Raw genomic sequence first — 20565 nt, forward strand, 5'->3', positions numbered from 1 at the left:
CTTAATGGATATATCTATACCGGCTTTAACGCAGCTTCTGCATGTTCAGGAAAAAAAGGAGCTGCTACTGCCGTATTCTCTTTTTGCAAAAGCACGTCAAGCAGTGCTGCTTCTGTCGGCTTAGCCAGCACCTGACTAACAGTGTATCCTGCCTTTACAGCGGCTTGCTTTGATGTTTCCCCAAAACAAATAACCTGTGCAGAGCTGCTGATTGTTTCCGGAGCTTCCCCACAGGCCTTCAGTCCGGCAGTCACCGTTGCCACAGAGCGTGCATTAGGGAAAATGATGGTATCTATTCGTTCTTCCTCCTGAAGACGGCGGAAGGTTTGCTCGGTTTGCGGCACACGGGTATAGGTATGCGTCGTGATGAAATCATGGTCACGCGCTAACCGCTGCCGCTGTTCTTCCCGATTTAGCCATTCCGAGTCTCCCAGCATGGACAGCGGTGCATCCGGATTTCGCTCTGTAATTTCTTTTGCAAAACAATGATAGGCCTTCAGCGTCTCAACGGTTTTTTTAGATATTCCATAAAACTCTCCCCGTATACTCCGAATATCTATTTTATTTGCCTGTAAAAATGCAAAGAACACGTTGACACTTGCCGGGGATAAAAAGAGCAGATCGCGTTCCTTCGGGATAGCGTCTGCCGGCAGCGGCAGCTTCTTCATCTGCATGCGTGGAAATTCAAAGACTTCTGCTCCTTTATCTCTTAAATGCTGCCCTATTTTACCCGGTTCCTCTGCTGTCCGGCCAATCAGCAGATGCTGACTGAACAATGGCTTGCTTTCAAACCAGCTTTCTCCCTTTTTTATGCTGCTTACTTCCCCTACTAAAATAATAGCAGGATTGGTAAACCGTGCTTCTTTTGCCTGATATTCTATATTTGCAAGAGTTCCTTGCAGTGTTCTCTGTTTACCTGTCGTTCCCCATTGAATTAATAAGACTGGTGTTTCCGGAGCTTTGCCATGTGTAATAAGCTTTTCTGCAATATGAGGTAAATTTCCCAGCCCCATATAAAACGCAATCGTATCAATCCCATTCGCCAGTGCATGCCAATCAATTAATGGCTCCCCGGAAGGAGACTTATCATGGCCGGTAATTACAGCAAAGGAAAGACTATGCTCCCGATGCGTCACAGGCACACCTGCATAAGCAGCTGCCCCGATTCCTGCTGTTATTCCCGGGACAATTTCATAGGGCACACCTGCATTTTCCAGTGCTTCCGCTTCCTCACCGACACGGCCAAATACGCTTGGGTCGCCCCCTTTTAAACGCACTACCTGCTTGCCCGCCAAGCCGTGCTTCACTAATAAATCATTAATCGCTTCCTGACGCAGGATATGTTTTTTCGGCATCTTACCACAATAGATAAATTCCGCTTGCGGAGAAGCATATTCCAATAAAAGCGGATTAACCAGCCTGTCATATAAAACAACCTCTGCACGCTGCAAATACGTATACCCTTTTAATGTAACCAGCCCGATATCTCCGGGACCGGCTCCAATCAGATAAACACATCCTTGTTTTGCCATCGTTTGCTTCACCTTCTTTTTCTCATTTACGAGGATATTTAAAAAGGAAAAGAAGAGCAGGGAGATTATCGCCATCCTGCCTTCTTCATCTATACCTTCCTATCGCCCTTCATTAATCATGAAAGTTCACTCCTGAAGTAACAGCTTTTACATACTCTGTCCGGACAACGAAATCGCCGAAGTGCTCCCCATCCAGACGTTCTTTTGCGTAATGCTGAATAATGGGCTGCAGGATTTCTAAAATTTCTTTTTCGCCGATGCTTTCACGATACAGCTTGCTTAAGCGTTGCCCGGCAAATCCTGCTCCTAAGTACATATTGTATTTTCCCGGGGCTTTTCCAATAAAGCCGATCTCCCCCAATGCTGCGCGGGAGCAGCCATTTGGACAGCCGGACATCCGAATGACAATTTCCTCATCACGAAGTCCTTCCTGATCCAGTAATCCTTCCAATTTATCTATTAAAGAAGGTAAATAGCGCTCTGATTCAGCCATCGCCAATCCACAGGTTGGAAAAGCCACGCAAGCCATGGAATTTCGCCGTAATGCGGATTGCTCTTTTCCATCAGATAGTCCATACTGCTCAATCAGCTCTGTTATTTGCTTTTTCTTCTGGCTGGTGACATTTCCAATAATCAGATTTTGATTAGCTGTTAAACGGAAATCTCCCGTATGAATTTTGGCAATTTCCCGCAAGCCTGTCATCAGCTGATAGCCATCCTTATCCTGAATTCTTCCGTTCTGGATAAACAGCGTGAAATGCCAGCGATTCTTTGTACCCTTGACCCAGCCATAGCGGTCGCCATTATGATCAAAATGAAAGTCACGGGCTTCGTCCAGCTGCCAGCCCAAACGCTCTGTCAGCTCCTTCTTCAGCCAGTCAATCCCGCGGGCATCAATGGTATATTTGAAGCGGGCATATTTCCGTTCTGAGCGATTTCCGTAGTCCCGCTGAATCGTAATAATTTTTTCGGCAACGTCTGTTATTTGTTCCGGCTTACAGAAGCCGATAACTCTGCCAAGCTGTGGATACGTATTGGTATCTCCGTGTGTCATCCCCATGCCGCCGCCTGCTGTTACATTAAAGCCTTGTAGCTGACCATCCTCTAACACAGCAATAAATCCTAAATCCTGTGAAAAGATATCCACATCATTCGATGGAGGAACAGCGACACCAATCTTAAACTTCCGTGGTAAATATACTTTTCCATACATTGGCTCCACTTCTTCTGTTTCCTTGGAATCAGCCACTTTCTCACCATCAAGCCAAATTTCATGGTAAGCATTCGTGCGTGGAGACAAATAATCGCTCAATACCTTTGACCATTCATGTACTTCTGCATGTACCTCCGATTGATCCGGGTTCGGATTACACATAACATTTCTGTTCACATCCCCGCAGGCAGCAAGGGTATCCATTAAAGCATCATTGATCTGCTTGATGCTTGCTTTCATATTCCACTTTAGAATGCCATGCATTTGAAATGCCTGTCTCGTTGTCAGTTTAATGGTCTGATTCCCGTAGGTGTTCGCTAATTCATCGATTATCAGCCACTGCTCCGGCGTTGCAACTCCTCCCGGCACACGGACCCGCACCATAAATTGATAGGCCGGCTCCAGCTTCTGCCGCTGCCTTTCTGTACGCAGATCCCGGTCATCCTGCAAATAGCTGCCATGAAATTTCATTAACCGGTTATCATCGTCCGGGATACCGGCACTTAACGGCTCACTTAAGGTTTCAGCTAACGTTCCGCGTAAATAATTGCTTTCGCTTTTTATTCTTTCCACATCACTTGGCGGACCATCCTGGATATGGATTGATTTATTTTTAGTCATTTCTTATTTCTCCTTTCTGGTAGAGGAAGTTCAAAAAATCCTCAAATGGCAAGCGGTACCTTGTTGAACACGTACTGATTAGATGCTCAATAAACATCCCGCTGATAACGCCTCTCCTGCTGCATACTGGCTAAATAATTATGTGCCTGCTCCGTACTGAAATTGCCTTCCCGTTCCAGAATAGTTACCAACGTATCATGCACATCACTTGCCATGCTTTTCTCGTCACCGCAAACGTAGACAACAGCTCCTTCTTTCAGCCACGCATAGAACTCCTTGCTTTGCTCAAGCATACGATGCTGCACGTAAACCTTCTCTGCTCTATCCCTTGAAAAGGCGACATCCATTTTTGTTAAAACGCCGCTTTTTAACCAGCGCTGCCAGTCTGTCTGGTACAGAAAATCAGTGACAAAGTGCTGATCGCCAAAGAAGAGCCATGACTTTCCTTTCGCTTCGATTACTTCACGCTCCTCAACAAAGGAGCGAAATGGTGCAATTCCGGTTCCTGGTCCGATCATGATAATTGGTTTGTCAGGATCATCCGGAAGCTTGAAGTTTGGATTTTTATGCACATAGACTGATAATGTTTCTCCCGGTTCCTTCTGAGCGGCACACTGTACAGAGCAAACACCATTCCGCTCTCTGCCATGCGACTCATAACGTACTGCTCCAACGGTTAAGTGAACCTCTTCCGGGTTGGCTTTTAAACTGCTTGCTACCGAGTAAAGCCGCGGTGGCAGCTTGCGTAATAACGCTATAAATTCTTTTGCCGGGATATCTATCAATTTATAATCTCGAATAACATCTAATAAATCACGTCCATATATATAGGCTGTTACTACCTCTTCATTTCCCGGCTCCAATAAATGAAGAAGCTCCACATTTTGGGTAAAGTCTGCTATCTTTTTCAGTAATGGCTTCGTCAGCACGGTAATTTCAAAGTGCTTCTGTAAGGCTTCCCGGACAGAGACTTCTTCCCCCTTCTTATTAACAGGAACACGTTCCTCCGCATCCCAGCCTGTTTCTTGCAGAAGCTCGCCGACGATACGGGGATCATTTTCCGGATAAATGCCGATACTGTCTCCCGGCTCATACTCCAGATTCGACCCTTCGAGTGACAGCTCCATATGATAGGTTTCCTTATTCGAGCCGCGGCCGTTCATATTCAGATTTTCATAGATTTCTGCTTCGAACGGATTGGTTCTTGAAAATGTGGATGAGACTGCTTCTACTGCAACAGCAGCCTCCGCCGAAGCTGGAACGGAGCTTTGTGATTCCGAAAGTTTATCTAATACACTTTCCAGCCATTCTTCTGCATCCTCATCATAATCCAGATCACAATCGACACGATCTATAATGCGATTTCCCCCCAATTCTGCTAATCTCTCATCAAACTGCCTGCCTGTTTCACAGAAAAGTTCATAAGAGCTGTCTCCGAGCGCCAGTACGGAATAGTTCAGTTTTTCCAGCTTCGGTGCCCGGCGTCCATAAAGAAATTCTTGGAATTGTACAGCAGTATCAGGCGGGTCTCCCTCTCCTTGTGTACTTACAACAACTAATAAATTTTCCAGATTTTTAAGCGTATTGGGCTTAAAATCTGTCATGGAGGTCAGGGTAACCTGTATTCCCTTTTGCTCCAGCTTTCCTGCCATATCTGTAGCTAAGCTCTGACAGTTGCCTGTTTGCGAGCCAAACAGAACGGTCACCTCTACTGGAGCTGCTTCTGTTGCAACAGCAACTGCTAAGTCTGCCGGTGCTGGAGCTGCATCTACAGCAGGAGCAGTCAGAGTAGCACTTTTTAAAGCAGCAAGATAGCCGCTCAGCCATATTTGCTGTGTTTCTGTTAATGTTGGAAAAAGATGGTTGAGCAAATCAACCTGCTCAGGGCTAAATGGACTATTGTTCACTTGAAATTGCAACGCTATCTACCTCACAAAATTAATTTTATATTCCTATCTTTGCTTACTCTATTTTCTCTCTTTTATATTTATAATCTAAGACTCTATTTTTTCGGGTATATAGTTTCTTTCCTGTAAAAATGCAATGATTTTATCTACAGACTCATCAATAGAAAGCTGATCTGAATCAATTATCAATTCAGGATCTAATGGCTCCTCGTAAGGAGAGCTAATTCCCGTAAAATTACTGATTTCACCCGTTCGTGCTTTTTTATACAGCCCTTTCGGATCACGATCTTCACAGGCCTCCAGAGAGCATCGTACATAAATCTCTACAAACTCATTATCCTGAACCAAATCTCTTACACGATGACGATCTTCTGCAAACGGAGAAATAAAGGCTGTGCAAACAATTACTCCTGCATCTACAAACAGCTTTGCGACCTCTCCAATCCGGCGAATATTTTCTTTGCGGTCGTCCTCATCAAAGCCAAGCCCTTTATTTAAGCCGTGCCGGACATTATCTCCATCCAGTACATAGCTATTTAACCCCTGCTTAAACAAACGATGCTCCAGCGCATTGGCCAATGTTGACTTCCCGGCTCCGGAAAGTCCTGTAAACCATAAAATACAGCTCCCATGTCTATTTCTCTGCTGCCGTTCCTGTTTCTGAACAGCAGTCTCATGCCAAACGATATGCTTTATATTTTGTTTCAAGTCTCATTCCCCTTTTAATATGAATTTTCGAATATCCCCTTTTAATAATTATTCTTATGCATTTACTAGACTTTAGTACCTTAAATTCCTCCACCCTCATCATACGTCGATCCCCGTTCTGCACGCGTAGACAGATAAAGGCTATAAACACCTGCTGTCGCTATAAACACAGCGATAATGACGAAAAGCGTATAATAATCTGTTGTTTTAAATAAAAGAATAAGTCCATACGACAGTATTAATGATGTTACCGGTGAAACAATCCAGACTTTAATAATCTGTTTCACAATACGCTGCTGCCACATTTGAAATCCTTTATCTGCTGTACCAATACCAACGATGGCAGAGGTTGTTATTTGTGTCAGCGGCACTGGCAAGCCGAAAATAGATGCTGTAATCACCAGACTTCCTCCAGTTAAAGAGACGGCACTTCCCTGTAGGAGAGAAAGCTGCGTAATTTTTTTCCCGTTCGTTTCCAGCACCCTGCCGCCAAGCAGCACTGCTCCAAGTGATACGAAAATACCGCCAAGCAATACCGCTGTCGTCACATCAAGCAGCCCTACCCCAACTAAAGGACCAACCGCATTGGCGACATTATTCATGCCAGCGGCATAAGCTTCCATACATCCGGCAGCGACAAGCAGGAATGCCAGCGGTCTTCTCCACTTTCCGGGTGCCGTCAGCTCTGTCCAGCGATTTTCTGCATAGCGTATCCACTTCCCTAAAACCAGTCCGATCAAAAAGGCGGTAAAAGGAGTTATCATCCAAAATGCAACGATGATCAGCAGTTGATCGAATAATAGTGCCTGATAGGCAATACCTGCTCCAACAATGGCACCTACGACCACCTCACTGGTTGATAATGGAATACCTAATAAATTGGCGATGAATAAGGTCAGGCAGGCTGATGCCAGCACAATGATTACAATTTCTACATCAAGCACCCCTTCAGGAATAATCCCTTTCCCGATTGTTCGGACAACCTCACCACCAGATAACGCACCCAATAAAGCAAAAATACTGACAAGAAGCATCGCCATTCTTTTCTTAGTAATCGCACCGCTCCCATAAGCCGGCCCCATCGAGGCAGCTGTTCCACTTGCCCCAATGTTCATTGCGAAAAATAAAGCAATAATAAAAGCAACAGCAACCAGCATCATTCAAAACTCCTCTCTCTTCGCTACCTATACACTTACTTGCTGCTGCATTCCTTTGATAAGCACCTCAACTACTTCCTTCCTGCTGAATTCTGGAGGAGGTGTAACCCCATTGGTTAGCATCTCCCGTACCTTGGTTCCAGACAAAATCACATGATTTTCTTTGTCATGAGGACAGGTTTTCGTTGATGCCATATTTCCGCATGCTTTGCAATAAAAGCTATGTTCAAAGAATAATGGTGTAATATCCAATTCCTCTTCTGAAAAGTTTTGAAAAATCAATTGTGCATCATAGGTTCCATAATAATCCCCTACACCCGCATGATCCCGGCCGACAATAAAATGGGTACAGCCGTAATTTTTACGCACAATAGCATGAAAAATAGCTTCTCTCGGTCCTGCATAACGCATCGCCGCCGGAAATACAGCAAGAAATACCCGTTCACGCGGATAATATTTGGATAATAGTACCTCATAGCTTTCCATTCGGACATCCGCCGGGATATCATCTGCTTTTGTTTCTCCTACTAAAGGATTTAGAAACAACCCGTCAACAATTTCCAGTGCTGATTTCTGAATATATTCATGAGCACGATGAACCGGATTCCTCGTTTGAAAACCAACCACCTTTTTCCAGCCCTGTTTTTCAAAATAAGCTCTTGTTTCTGCCGGATCAAGATAATACGCCCCGAAACGATCGCGCTCCAGTCGTTTGGTTAAAATAATCGGTCCAGCTACATAATAATCAGGACGGTCAAACAGCTTTTTTACTCCCGGATGCGTGAGATCCCCGGTCTGATATACTTGTTTTGCTTCTTCCTGTTTGTTTGACTCGTATACCTCTGTAATTTCTATCACCCCATAAACTTCATGGTTAAAAGTAAGCTTTGCCCGTTTTCCAGCTTCTAACGTATTTGCTGTTGCCTCAGATACAGGCAGTGTAATAGGGATGCTCCAAACTGTTCCATCTGCTAAGCGCATCTTACTGACTACGGAGTCATAATCTGCTTTCCCAAGAAAACCGGTTAAAGGGCTGAATGCTCCAATGCCGATCAGCTCTAAATCGGAAAGCGCAAAGGAATCCAGCTCCAGCTCCTGTGTGATTCCCTGTATATCATAATCTGGTTCATATCGTTGAATTAATGTGCCTCCATGCGGCGTAATTGCTGTCATAAAATGTACCTCCAATAATCATCCATTTTCTCGAAATATATACTGCTTATCTATCCTGATGTAACCCGCACTCTGTTTTATTTGAATTTGCCCATCTGCCGCTTCTTGCATCCTCGCCTTCCAATACCGGCTTTGTGCAATATTCGCAGCCAATGCTCGGATAATTCTTATCGTGAAGCTCATTATAGGGCAGCTGATGCAGGCGGATATACATCCAGATTTCTTCTTCTGTCCAATGGATCAGCGGACAGATTTTAATCGATTGAAAGCGTCGATCCTGATTAACAAATTGTGTATTGGCTCTGGTTGGTGATTGCTCTCTTCGTAAGCCGGATATCCAGGCCGTATATTGATTTAATTGCTGCTCTAAAGGGATCAGCTTCCGAATACTGCAGCATAGATCCGGATTTACCTTCCACAGCGCCGGCCCATGTGCCTCTGCTTGCTCTGCCGGTGTCAGCTCCGGTTTTGTCATCTCAATCCTTAAAGTTGGATAGCGCTGCTGCACCTTCTCAATTAATTCATAGGTTTCTTTAAAATGAAAATCCGTATCCAGAAAAACGATGACAGCATCTTTTTTTACCTTATGAATCATATCGATCAGGACGATACCTTCTGCACCAAAGCTGCAGGCATAAACCAATTCATCACCATATGCCTGATAAGCCCATTTCAATATTTCCAGACTGTCCTTTCTTTCCAGCTTGTGATTCAGCGCTTCATAATCCTCCGCTGCAGCTTGCTGATAGGTTAATTGCATTCATAAACCTTCCTTCTCTTAAGTAATACTTGACCATCAAAAAAGACGCCGCTCCTCCAGAATTTCTTCTGAAAGGAACGCCGCCTCTAGTTGTCTAGTCAGCAGTGTTATTTCCTTTTGTGTTTACTTTAATCTTACCTTTTCACTTTTCTCCAGTTGAATGACTTTTCCATCTTGAACGACAATCGTAATGGTTCCAAAATTCAAACCGTTTAATAATTCCTTCAATTTCAAATATAAATCATCTACCTCATGCTCTTTTGACATACTATCTTCCTCCCAGTTATTATTTGTTGCTTGAGGAAGTTTAATTCCCTGTAATTTGATAAGATTTATTAGTATTCTATCCACATTTTCCGCTTTTGTCAATTGCTGATTTGAATTTTTTTGGATAAAAAATGAAAAAAATCAAAATAAATATTGAAATAGATTTTTAAAGCTGCCGATGATAAATTGAATATATCGTTATACTGTCAAACGAATGCTGGTAATTCTGAAAGAGGATGAAAAAGTCTTTTTTAGCATTTATTTTATTCATGTACCAGCTTATGGTTGCATAAAAAGGATTATATCAGCATATGAAAAACTGCTAAAAAGGTGCAGCTGCCAAGTTGCGCATAAAAAAACAATCTGAGATTTCAATTAGAAACTCAGATTGTTTTTTTGTTCATTTGCAGGTATAAAGTTATTACTGCCGGCATTTTTCCTGCGAATCATGCCTTGATCCAGACAAACAGTGCAGCTTTAGTAAATATGCTCTACATCATAGCCTTTGTCTTCAAGCTCTGTCACAATGCTTGGCTCAACTGTAAAATGAGCTGTTCCTACAAAAACAAAGTAAACCTGACCGCTGTCTTCTTGTAAAATGTCGTCAAGGCTGTTTGCCATATCAATATTCCGCTTATCGTTCAGCTCTTCCATATATTCATCATTAATTCCAGCTTCTTCATAATCATCAGACATTGTTTCCATTGCTTCGATGTCTCCCTCAAGCCAGGCTGCAACAAGCTCCTCCAATTCTTCAGGCGCATCTTCATAACCATCAACAGCTAATTCCAATGTCTGTATTTGTGTTTCCATTGAGTAGTTGCTCAGCATCTCGAATTGCTGCTCGGCACTTTCTAAAGAAACAATCTCTTTGCCATCCTCTGTCGCTTTTTCAAGAAAGTATAAATCAACAGCCGCCTGTGCATCAACCTCACTCCTCAATGTCGTCAATTGAAGCAGCGTCATTTCTACAAACCAAGGCTGATATTCATTCATTGTTTCCAAATTAAAGCCATTCTCTTCAAATATAGAATCAAGCTCTTCATAGGTCTCCTCTGAAAGAACTTCATCAAGTGTCGTATCGTCATCGAAGGTTGCATACTCTAAAATTTCCTGTTGAGCAGGCATTTCCTCCAATAAATTAAATTCAGGCAGCACAACATCTGCACGATCAAAAGCTTCTTCAATAGCTGGATCTAAAGGGTAGAAGTCATCCGTTCCCAAATGAATCGTACCTTGTAAGTACATTTCTGTATCACCGGATTCCACTTTCCATAAAAAGCCGCCTTTTCCTTCACCGCCCTCTTCTTCTTGATCAGCTTCCTCCTCTTCTGCTACAGGCTCATTCGCTGTGTCTTCTGTTTCTGATCCATCCTCATCTCCGCCGCATGCTGCCAGCACTCCGGCAAGTAAAAGCGTGAACAATGCTAATAAAAGTTTTTTCATTCCTGTGTCCTCCTCCATTCATTTACTTATTCCAGCATAAGGGTTTTTACAAATAATTTCATCAGATATGTGATGAATGGATAAAAAAAGGCGCTGAATGATGCATTATGCTGTATGAGTGAAATATGTATAACTCAAAATAACGTGGCACAAAACATGGCACAAACCTTCTATTACTCAATTTTTAACCCAACTTTGTTCTTTTGTAAAATCCATCCATTATTTTATCTTGCTCTTATTTATAGAAAAATATCAAGTATATTTTTTTCATCATTGGTACTGTTTAATAAGGAAGAAATTATTTTTAAAAGTAGTAAAAAATCATCTTCACAACTTATTATTTGTTACCTTCTCAGCATGTTTATACAACTTCGCAGCAAGAAAGAATTGGCTAAAGAAAAACGTGAAGGGGTCAAGATGAGGTACAAACAACCGAATTAAATGATCCCCCTCAAGTTAAGTCCAAAACTTGGAACGAAACATCCAATTTATTTGAACAGGTGAATAATTTATTAACTCCAAAACCCGATACTATCTTTAATGGAGTTCAAACAGAAGAAGTGTCTGTAGAAATGCTACAACCATTAGAGGAAACTAATAATAAACCCGGACAAACATCATACCGAAGGATAACTATCCAAGATGCAATCAATACTGCCCTTGGAGAGATTCCTGACGAAGTAACTAAAATCGGACGGGAATCTAAAAATGACATATTAGTTTATGAAGTAGATAATTTATCTACTCATGGGTCCAAATATGAAGTGACTATCGACACCAATACAGGTGAAATTCTTAAAACAGAGACAGAAAAAAATAATTAGAAAAATGAAATCTTTCTATAACTTCCTCTGCTTAAAAATATAATAAGATTTTATTTGGGATTTTACTATCACAATAGGATATGGGTGAAATTGCTAAAATGGGCTTGATATACATTCCCTAGTAAGATAAAGCACCTTTATGATACAATCAAATTAATTAACGCCCATCTAATATTAGCTGGGGGTTTGGTTTGATACTCTTACCTTTTCTACTACGCTCTTATATACTATAGCATCTTTACCATGCTTTGATTTTCTCGTATATAGTGGTAATCCGAAAATGGACATCCTTTTTCTCGTATTCGGTTCACGACATTTCCAATTGTAAAAGCAGTCGGATCTATATCTTTATTTACTTCATCCCAAAAGGAGGGGCATAGAAACTGTACCTTCACAGCCCTAAAGAAGATGGGTATGTCACAGAAGATGGCTTCGATGAAGCATTATTGCCTTAACTAGCTTCATTAAAAAGGTATATTATATAAGTCACATAGAAAGGATGTTGCGCATGATGCAGGAGAAGCATTACCATACAAATATCCAATCCGACTCGCCTTTTGGTTTAAGATCAATGCCGGCACAAAAGCCGCGACGGTATACATCAACGAGAGTGCCTCGGGAGACCGAGGAAATCCGCCGCAAACGAGCGCAGGCAGAACAACGGCACCAGGAATTAAAAAGATTACATTTACCGTTACAAGTAATTTTTGCACTCTTTGTAATTGTTGGTGTTGCTGGATTTGGAGTATTGTACGGCCATAATGCGAATGCTACCATGCAACAACCTGATGTGTCGAATCAAAATAAGCCTTATTTTGAGAAAGTTGAAGTGACTAATATATATTAACGACTCAGAAGCACAAGATTAATTTCTTGTGCTCAGCTTGTAGAGAAAGTGGTGTATTTTTCTCTATAAGCTGAGAGTTCCCGCGTGCATTCTAAACATATAAATAAAACTAGGGGGGCTTACCAGTTATATACAAATCTTAAGATAAAATTAAAAAAGGAGAAAGGTCTATGAATTTTGAGGAGGCTATTAAAAAAGCAGATTATATGATTGATTGTGCTTTCCCAAATTGCAGTGCTGCAATACTTTCTGGAAGTATAGTCAAAGGAAATGCTAATGAAACTTCAGATTTAGACATTGTTATTTTTGATGAAACTGTAACAAAATCCTACAGACAAGCTACATTAATAGATAATACTCCTGTTGATTTTTACGTGCATAATTTCCAATCATATAAAAATGTATTTGAAAAAGATGTTCTCGTTGCTATGCCAGCAATGCCATCTAGGATATTGGAAGGATATATCATTAAGGATCATAGTAAATTGTCCGAAATCAAATTAGAAGCTAAAAATGTCTTAGCTAAGGGCCCTAAATCTTGGTCTCTAGAAACACAAATTATAAAATCTTTTGAGCTAGAAGAACTATTGGATGATTTTCAAGGTGCTAACTCAAGGGATATTGAGATTTTTTCAATGAATAAATTAGTTGAGTTATTATGTGAATTTATTCTCAGAATGAACAATCAGTGGATTGGTGAGGCTAAGTGGTTGTATAAGTCTTTACAGAATTACGATAGTAAATTAGCAGATAATGTCTTGACTTGTGTTGATGATTACTATATTAACTCAAATAAAAAGAAGATCTCCGAGTTAGTTAGGGAGATCTTGAACAAATATAAACCAGAGGAATATGAGTCTCAAGAAATTAAGTATCAATATTAATATTTTATAACTGAGAGAACTTCTCTGTTTGGTAGCGCAACTCTTGGGTTAAGGAATTCTAATTCAATCAGATATGCTAGTGCTTCTACAGTACCACCTAACTTCTCAATTAAGTTAATTTGAGCATTAGATGTTCCTCCGGTTGACAATAAATCATCAATGATGATAATTTTATCTCCCTTTTGTACTGCATCCTTGTGTATGTAGACGCTGTCTTCACCATACTCAAGGACGTAGCTTTCTCCAACTGTTTCACGAGGAAGCTTGCCTTTTTTTCTTATTGGAATAAACCCAATACCTAAGTTAAATGCTACAGCTGACCCAAATATGAAACCTCTTGCCTCTGGGCTAACTATGAAGTCAGCATCAATATCTTTAATCAGACGAGTTAATTTCTCTATAGATTCTCTAAAACCGTCACTGTTAGAAATTAATGTTGTTATATCTTTAAAATCAATACCCTCTTTAGGATAATCCTGTACGTTAGTAATTAACTCTTTTAACATTCGTTTCCCTCCTGAAAAGAATAATTCAACCCTTCTCCTTGTGAAGATAAATAGTGTAATAAAGAGCCTCCACCAGTTGATATTAAAGAATAGGAATCACTGTTGCTCTTATTAATTAGAGATACAGTATCTCCTCCTCCAATGATAGTAATTCCTTTAAGTCTTTTTAATTTTTCAAGAATAAGTTTAGTGCCTCTAGAAGAAAATTCATCTTCGTAATAACCAAATGGGCCATTAAAAACAATCAAATCAGCTTCATGAAGGATGCTGGCGTTTCTTTCAATAAAGTATCTATCTACATCCACAATACAATCGTTAGATTCAATATTCTGCAAGCTTTTCTTTGAATAACCGTTTTTGTGTTTTACTATTACTGTATCAGGTAGGATTAGCTGTTTTCCACTTAATTTGATTGTTTCAATAGTCTTATAGATATCGTCAGCAGATATCCCTTCGCAATAGATAGACTTCCCTATACAAAACCCCATTTGCTTGTAAAAAGTATTAGCCAAAACACCACCGATAACAAAGTAATCAAAATAAGGCACCAACTCTGTCAAAGTCTTGTACTTTTGAGATACTTTGGAGCCTCCAAGAATCAACACTTTGCTATTTCGATGAGTAAAGATCTTTTCTAGATTGTTAATTTCTTTTTCTACTAAAAGCCCTTTGTATGTTTTCATGTAATCCCTAATCCCAAGAACAGAAGCATGCTTTCTGTGTAAAGTTGAGAAACAATCTAATACAAAGACATCAGCTAGCTTTGAGTATTCCTCAGATAACCAGGGATCATTATTCTCTTCTCCATTATTGAATCGCACGTTCTCTAACAGTATGACTGAATCACTAGGATCTGCCATTTCTAATTCTTTTTGGACTATAGGACCATAAGAAGCATTTAGCTTTCTTACATTTAACTTTAAGAGTTCTCCTAACCTTTTCGCTATTATATCTAACCTAAGGTTCTCAACAATCTTTCCTTTTGGATAACCTAAGTGGGTAAGTAAAACAACTCTATTGTTGTTACTTAGCAACGTAGTTATAGTAGGTATATGTGCCTTTATCCTATTGTCATCAATAATTTCTCCATCTATGATAGGAACATTAAAATCAACTCTACACAAGACTCTAGTGTTTTTTATTTCATTTATTTTAGACACTTAACTTCATCTCAAATAGATTTTTTAAGATCTCTTTCTCAATATTTATTCTAGTCTCCAGAGTTTGAGCTCCTATGTGAGGTGTCAGAATAACATTATCTAGATTAAGGATAGGGTTGTTAGTAGGTGGTTCAACTTCATATACATCTAATGCTGCGCCATGAATTTTTTTGTTTTTAAGTACTTGAAACAGGTCTTTAGTTACTACTGTGCCTCCTCTTCCAAAGTTAAGGAAGACGGCGTTAGGTTTCAGAAGTTCTAACATAGATTTATCTATTAATCCAGAAGTGGTTGGAGTAAGTGGAAGGCAGTTTACTACTATATCGCAATCTTTAAATATATTTTCGTACGCTTTCTCCACCAACACATTTATTTCATTTCCTATTCTTAATTTTTCCTCGTTTTCAAAGAAACTTCGATCATAACAATAAACATTCATGCCTAGAGCTCTACTTATAAGACCGAGTTCTCTACCTATCTTTCCAAATCCTAGAATACCTATTTTTTTGTTTTTCACTTCATAACCCACGAGTTCATTTTTTAACCATAAGCCTGTCTTAACTGATTGGTCTGCTTTACTGATATTTCTATATAGATTAAATACACAGCCTATAATTAACTCTGCTACTGCTCTATGGTTTTGGGAGCAAAGAATTAATTTAATATTCTTATCGACATATTTTTTGGAAATGTTATCAATACCGGAACCAGCTCTAATAATATATCTTAGATTATTTGAGCTCTCTATCATCAAATCAGAGATCTTATGGGGACTTCTAACGACTACAACCTCTGCATTCCTTATATGTTGTTCAGCCTCAATTTCATTCTTGTTCAATATGTGAGCAATATTAAATTTGAACCCTCTTAATTGATTAAGAAAAGATTCAGAGTAGTGTCCTAAAAGTAATATATTCAATTTCTTCCTCCTTAAAATACAGTTTGTTCTTTTAATTTTTCCAACTCACTTTTATACCAAGCCTCTGTTTCACTTACTTTATTTGTTCCAATTAATTCGAAGACAGTTTTAACAGAAGCAATCTGATCCTCAATGATACTGGTTCCCTTGTTTTCTAGAATTAATTTGGTACTATTTTGAATTCCTTGAATGGCTGCTCTTAATCCTTGGTTAGCATAAATAACCATTTGAATTGGCGTATCGTTTAATTCGTCTAAATCTATAGTGAAATAGGTAGTTGGAACAATAACGAGTGGAGTAGAATTAAACTCTGAATTAGACCATAGTTCAGCAAATTCCAGAACTTCTGATGAATCTTTAGATTTAGAATGTACTAAAATTGCGTCTGCTCCTGCTTTTGCATAGTGCTCAGCTCTATTGTAAGCATCATCTATACCTTGATTCGCAATAAGGGATTCAAGTCGCGCGATAATAACAAAGTCTTCATTTTGTTGGGTCATTTTCGCAACTTTTATTTTTAGGGCAAATTCATCAATATCAGCAAGTTCTTGTTTTGTTTCCAAAAAACTATTTCGTTTCGGAAAGACCTTATCTTCAATACAGATACCAGCGATACCAGATCTTTCATACTCTTCTACCATTCTTCTGACATTATTCACATCTCCAAATCCAGAGTCACAATCAGCAATGACTGGAAGGGAAGTGGAACGATTAATGACTTGTGCTGCATTCAAGAATTCCGTCATAGTAAGAATACTTGCATCTGGGTAGCCTTGTGCTGCAGATATCTCCAAACCACTGGCCCAGATGGCATCAAATCCGTTTTTCTCTGCAATGATAGAAGAAATTCCATCGTGTGCACCTATTACTTTTGTTAGTGAATTACTAGCTAATAAAGTTCTAAGGTGTTTTGTTTTATGCATATTGATCATCCTTTTCGATTTTATAGTTATTAACAATTGCAACATCAGCAACATTTATAAATAATCCTGTTTCCACAACTCCAGTTATGAGCTTCAGTTCTTGTTCTAGATGTAACAACGAATTTGCATGTTCCAATTTGCAATCCAAAATATAGTTATTATTATCTGATTCGAATATAGATCCATCAGCATTTTTTCTAAGACTTGTTAAAGGTAAAAGGTCTTCTATTTTCCTTTGTATTAATTCATTACCAAACTTAGTTATCTCGATAGGAAGTGGGAAAGCTCCTAGAACATCTACTTTCTTTGATTCGTCAGCAATAATAACAACTGTTTGCGAATTCTTTGCAATTAATTTTTCTCTATATAGAGCTCCCCCTCCTCCTTTAATAAGATTTAAGTGAATATCTATTTCATCTGCTCCATCTACCGTTAAATCTAATGAAGTTTCCTTTTGTAAAGATACAATTGGTATTTTTAATTTCTGTGCTTCACGTTCAGTAGCACTTGATGTACAAACACCTGTAATACTAAACTTTTCTCTATCTATCAATTCTGCTAATTCTTCCAAGAAGAACTGAACTGTACTACCAGTTCCTAATCCGATCGTCATACCATCTTTAACATACTTTGCTGCTATACCTGCTGCACTCTTCTTATGGCTATTCATCCTTCTACACCTACTACCTTCTCGTAATCCTCTCTGAATGTGGTTATTCCGGTTTCAGTCAGAGGATGACTCAAAAGCTCAGTATAGATCGAATAAGGTAAAGTGACTATATCAGCCCCAGCTAAAAAAGCCTCTGTTACTTGATATGAATCTCTGATACTTGCTGCAAGAATTTTAGTGTCTACTGAATGTTTAGCAAATACACTGCTTATTTTTTCAATATTGTTAATCCCATCAGTACTTATTTGCTTTAATCTGTTTATAAAGGGACTTATATAGGTGGCTCCAGCAATACCACTTAGGAACGCTTGATTTGCCGTATAAACTAGAGTTACATTTGTCTTAATCTCTTTCTTACTTAAGACGCGTACTAGCTTAAGTCCATCACGTGAACATGGAATTTTGATTACTACTTGGGGAGATAATGCTGCGTATTTAATAGACTCTTCAACCATCTGTTCGAAATTATCTGATACAACCTCTATACTTGTTGGAATATTAGTAATATTTAAGATGCTATCGACGGTTTCTTGATAATCTTTCCCTTCTTTGGCTACCAAAGTGGGATTAGTGGTTAGCCCTGAAATCAAACCGTCATCTAGAGCATTCTTAATTTCTGAAAGGTTAGCTGTATCTAAGAAAATCTTCATATAACGCTCTCCTTTTTTAGGAATTTATAATTTTTATTGACAAATAAACTTAAACTTTCATCAGTTTCTGATACACATTGTTCAATATCTAATGTGGGATTAATTATCTTTTTAATACAGTCAATTGTTTCCGGAATAGTGATAGATTGCATGTCAATGGAAGATATCAAATGAATCTTGTTATCTCTAATATCAATAGAATCTTCCCAAATCATAATCTCGGGTCTGTCGCCTCTTAATCTACCAAGGTGATCCATTGTATTTGCAATTTGATTTGAGTCCTTTCCAAATTCTCCATCGTTTATTACTATACGAGGAAAATTACTTAACTTATGTGCTAATTCACTTTTATCTGGTGCATCATTAAGTGTAATACTGTGCATTTGTAAATGCCCATTATACATTGGTACGGCTACTGCTTGCGTATAGATTGATAAATCACTGATTACTTGTTGAGCATCAGGACCATGATGTGAAACGCCAAATGTTGGCTTAACACCATTAAGTATACCTTTGTTTGCTTTATCGGGATCTGTTGTACACCTAACAATTGAAGTATCCATAAACTCAATACCATACTCTTTCAGAGCACTAGCAAGCCTCACAATACCTGTAGTATTACAACTACCTACTCTTATGAAATCTTGATCAGGAAATTCATGGAAATTCCCAAATGTACTGTATGTGAAGTTAGTAGTATCATGCTTTTCTCCACCTTGGAATATTGCTTTTACCCCATACTTCTTATACAGAGACAAGCGTGTTTTTCCGTAGCCTGCTTGAGTGCAATCAACTACAATATCTGATTTTGACAATAAATCATGTAAGTTCCCTCTAAGAGGAATAGAAGTTTGAACAAAACCTTGTCTTCTAGAATCATCTGTACAATAGATATCAATATTCTTGAGATAAGCCCTCATTATTGAAGCATTTGCAGTTCGTACACCAATTCCAATTAGATCAATATCATCTACTAATCGAATTGCGTCTGCAATCCTTTTACCGATAGTACCGTAACCAATTACAGATACTTTCCTCATAAGAAAATACCCTCCCTTTTAATTTGTAATAAATCGTTGACTTTATTCTTAATATCTTCGTTATCGATATCTTTAAAAACTCTATCCAAATATTCCGGAATGACATTGTAAGGATGGCAAATATAGTCGAATTCTATCTTGTTTTCACTAATTGCGATTGACTCTTCTAAGATTACGCTTTCATAAAACCCGTTAAAGTAGCGATCTTTATCTCTATAGTATTCTGCAATGGTAGGTGTATTTTCAAAATTTAAGTTCTTGGGAGCAATAAATATTCTAGGGTTGGAGTTGAGATTATTCAGTATGTGACTTTTCTCTAGTTTCTTACTTGAGGTAATTTGTACATGAGTTATGTTCACACGGGATTGAGAACTTATATATTCATTCATAGTTAGTTTAATAGTCTTCTCTAGAAGTAATTTCTGTTGAGGTAAACGTATTATCCCATCTACCGGTCCTTGCTCTGCTAGAGGATCAGTTTTTCTAATAGTAGTGGTATAAACAGTATCTATTGATTGATTATTAATCTCTTCTAGAATCCTAGATAGTGAATTTAGAACTTCATCACTATTCTTAGACCCCTCCCAAAGTGAATCGGATTCATAATAATTTAACACTTTCTTCGAAATAGCTTCACTACTGATTTGAGGAAGATTATATTTTAAATAATTTCCTAACATAGTTAAAATTCTCCTTTCGAGTTAATATTCTAAATATTACTTTAATATCCAAATTCGTGCAACCTTTTCGACAAAATAAGATGATAATTGACAAAAGAATTTGTTATTTAATCACTATATTCAAATAAATCAAAAAAGGATTGATAATTTACGATATTTGCTATAATATAACATTAATAACAAATGTAAAAAGTGAGGTGTAAGTCTGAAATAAATCGTTAATGCACTGAACTAAATAAAAGGCATATCAAATAAGCCATCACAGATGACTTTTTAAAAATTATATACAAATTAATTGATGCTACTATATTATTGGAATCTCTGGTGTCAGAATACGGAATCCTTGAGATTTGGCTAAAGAAATAGCCTGCTCTACTGTGATCTCACGACTAACAGGAAGAACATCCAATTTTTGATATAATTCCGAGTTATAACGTTCTTTTTTCTTTAAAATGTGATAAATTGCAGTTAACAACATTCGAGCAATTGCTATAATTGCCCGTTTGTGACCTCGACGCTTTTTGAGTCTCAAGTAGCGGTTTCGGATTTCGGGATGTTTTTCACTTTTGACGACAGCGGTGGCACACTGTACCAAAAAGGGTTTGATATAAATGCTCGCTCTCGAAATCCGAACTGACTTTTTCTTGCCGGCACTTTCATTATTGGTAGATGTTAGCC

General features: G+C 38.8%; 20 protein-coding genes and 1 pseudogene. 3 read left to right on the forward strand and 18 right to left on the reverse strand.

Annotation, left to right across the window (positions count from 1 at the left end):
- Positions 1 to 14 precede the first annotated feature (14 nt).
- From cobA to FLK20_RS03105, 9 genes are all read right to left on the reverse strand, one after another.
- On the reverse strand, positions 15 to 1532 hold the full coding sequence (cobA, locus tag FLK20_RS03065; protein ID WP_152655096.1) for a uroporphyrinogen-III C-methyltransferase: 1518 nt from the start codon (positions 1530 to 1532) through the stop codon (positions 15 to 17).
- Between the two features lie 112 nt (positions 1533 to 1644).
- Positions 1645 to 3366: an assimilatory sulfite reductase (NADPH) hemoprotein subunit gene (gene cysI, locus FLK20_RS03070; RefSeq protein ID WP_152655097.1), complete on the reverse strand. Its 1722-nt coding sequence runs from the start codon at positions 3364 to 3366 to the stop codon at positions 1645 to 1647.
- Positions 3367 to 3452: 86 nt separating this feature from the next.
- Positions 3453 to 5285, reverse strand: coding sequence for an assimilatory sulfite reductase (NADPH) flavoprotein subunit (locus tag FLK20_RS03075; RefSeq protein ID WP_152655098.1), 1833 nt, complete (start codon positions 5283 to 5285; stop codon positions 3453 to 3455).
- A 75-nt stretch (positions 5286 to 5360) separates the two neighbouring features.
- Positions 5361 to 5981: an adenylyl-sulfate kinase gene (cysC, locus tag FLK20_RS03080; RefSeq protein ID WP_152655099.1), complete on the reverse strand. Its 621-nt coding sequence runs from the start codon at positions 5979 to 5981 to the stop codon at positions 5361 to 5363.
- 80 nt (positions 5982 to 6061) lie between these two features.
- Complete coding sequence (locus FLK20_RS03085; RefSeq protein WP_152655426.1) at positions 6062 to 7138, reverse strand: sulfate permease; 1077 nt, start codon at positions 7136 to 7138, stop codon at positions 6062 to 6064.
- A gap of 27 nt (positions 7139 to 7165) precedes the next feature.
- A complete protein-coding gene (sat, locus tag FLK20_RS03090; protein ID WP_152655100.1) occupies positions 7166 to 8311 on the reverse strand; it encodes a sulfate adenylyltransferase in 1146 nt (381 codons plus the stop codon).
- 46 nt (positions 8312 to 8357) lie between these two features.
- Complete coding sequence (locus FLK20_RS03095; RefSeq protein WP_152655101.1) at positions 8358 to 9071, reverse strand: phosphoadenylyl-sulfate reductase; 714 nt, start codon at positions 9069 to 9071, stop codon at positions 8358 to 8360.
- 123 nt (positions 9072 to 9194) lie between these two features.
- On the reverse strand, positions 9195 to 9338 hold the full coding sequence (locus FLK20_RS03100; RefSeq protein ID WP_152655102.1) for a YezD family protein: 144 nt from the start codon (positions 9336 to 9338) through the stop codon (positions 9195 to 9197).
- A 477-nt stretch (positions 9339 to 9815) separates the two neighbouring features.
- On the reverse strand, positions 9816 to 10784 hold the full coding sequence (locus tag FLK20_RS03105) for a TraB/GumN family protein (protein ID WP_194165508.1): 969 nt from the start codon (positions 10782 to 10784) through the stop codon (positions 9816 to 9818).
- Positions 10785 to 11356: 572 nt separating this feature from the next.
- Between FLK20_RS03105 and FLK20_RS03110 the strand changes: the two genes are divergently transcribed.
- The 3 genes from FLK20_RS03110 to FLK20_RS03120 all read left to right on the forward strand — a co-directional run bounded on the left by FLK20_RS03110 (position 11357) and on the right by FLK20_RS03120 (position 13339).
- Entirely contained in the window at positions 11357 to 11608 is a 252-nt protein-coding gene (locus tag FLK20_RS03110; protein ID WP_152655104.1) for a PepSY domain-containing protein, read from the forward strand.
- A gap of 508 nt (positions 11609 to 12116) precedes the next feature.
- Positions 12117 to 12455, forward strand: a complete 339-nt coding sequence (locus tag FLK20_RS03115) for a hypothetical protein (protein WP_152655105.1) — start codon at positions 12117 to 12119, stop codon at positions 12453 to 12455.
- Between the two features lie 170 nt (positions 12456 to 12625).
- Positions 12626 to 13339 (forward strand): nucleotidyltransferase domain-containing protein, encoded by a 714-nt coding sequence (locus FLK20_RS03120; RefSeq protein ID WP_152655106.1) that lies wholly within the window; start codon positions 12626 to 12628, stop codon positions 13337 to 13339.
- Here the strand turns inward: FLK20_RS03120 and FLK20_RS03125 are convergent.
- From FLK20_RS03125 to FLK20_RS21820, 9 genes and pseudogenes are all read right to left on the reverse strand, one after another.
- Positions 13336 to 13845, reverse strand: coding sequence for an adenine phosphoribosyltransferase (locus FLK20_RS03125; RefSeq protein ID WP_152655107.1), 510 nt, complete (start codon positions 13843 to 13845; stop codon positions 13336 to 13338). The two genes, FLK20_RS03120 and FLK20_RS03125, sit on opposite strands and share 4 nt — an antisense overlap.
- Positions 13839 to 15005, reverse strand: coding sequence for a phosphoglycerate kinase (locus FLK20_RS03130; RefSeq protein ID WP_152655108.1), 1167 nt, complete (start codon positions 15003 to 15005; stop codon positions 13839 to 13841). Before FLK20_RS03130 ends, FLK20_RS03125 begins: the two co-directional genes overlap by 7 nt.
- On the reverse strand, positions 14998 to 15924 hold the full coding sequence (locus FLK20_RS03135; RefSeq protein WP_194165509.1) for an NAD(P)-dependent oxidoreductase: 927 nt from the start codon (positions 15922 to 15924) through the stop codon (positions 14998 to 15000). Before FLK20_RS03135 ends, FLK20_RS03130 begins: the two co-directional genes overlap by 8 nt.
- An 11-nt stretch (positions 15925 to 15935) precedes the next feature.
- Entirely contained in the window at positions 15936 to 16847 is a 912-nt protein-coding gene (gene aepX, locus FLK20_RS03140) for a phosphoenolpyruvate mutase (protein ID WP_152655110.1), read from the reverse strand.
- The gene (rpiA, locus tag FLK20_RS03145) at positions 16840 to 17517 is read right to left on the reverse strand and encodes a ribose 5-phosphate isomerase A (protein ID WP_152655111.1); all 678 of its coding nucleotides are present in this window, start codon (positions 17515 to 17517) and stop codon (positions 16840 to 16842) included. Before rpiA ends, aepX begins: the two co-directional genes overlap by 8 nt.
- Positions 17514 to 18167, reverse strand: a complete 654-nt coding sequence (locus FLK20_RS03150) for a transaldolase family protein (RefSeq protein ID WP_152655112.1) — start codon at positions 18165 to 18167, stop codon at positions 17514 to 17516. Before FLK20_RS03150 ends, rpiA begins: the two co-directional genes overlap by 4 nt.
- Positions 18164 to 19207 carry a type II glyceraldehyde-3-phosphate dehydrogenase gene (locus tag FLK20_RS03155; protein ID WP_152655113.1) on the reverse strand — a complete coding sequence of 348 codons (1044 nt, stop codon included), beginning with the start codon at positions 19205 to 19207 and terminating at the stop codon, positions 18164 to 18166. The genes FLK20_RS03150 and FLK20_RS03155 overlap by 4 nt, the downstream gene beginning before the upstream one ends.
- The gene (locus FLK20_RS03160) at positions 19204 to 19887 is read right to left on the reverse strand and encodes a hypothetical protein (RefSeq protein ID WP_152655114.1); all 684 of its coding nucleotides are present in this window, start codon (positions 19885 to 19887) and stop codon (positions 19204 to 19206) included. The genes FLK20_RS03155 and FLK20_RS03160 overlap by 4 nt, the downstream gene beginning before the upstream one ends.
- A gap of 304 nt (positions 19888 to 20191) precedes the next feature.
- Positions 20192 to 20557 (reverse strand): annotated as a pseudogene (locus FLK20_RS21820) (IS110 family RNA-guided transposase); the annotation flags it as partial.
- Positions 20558 to 20565 lie beyond the last annotated feature (8 nt).

This window comes from Oceanobacillus sp. CFH 90083 (assembly GCF_009389585.1).
Taxonomy (GTDB): Bacteria; Bacillota; Bacilli; order Bacillales; family Amphibacillaceae; genus Oceanobacillus.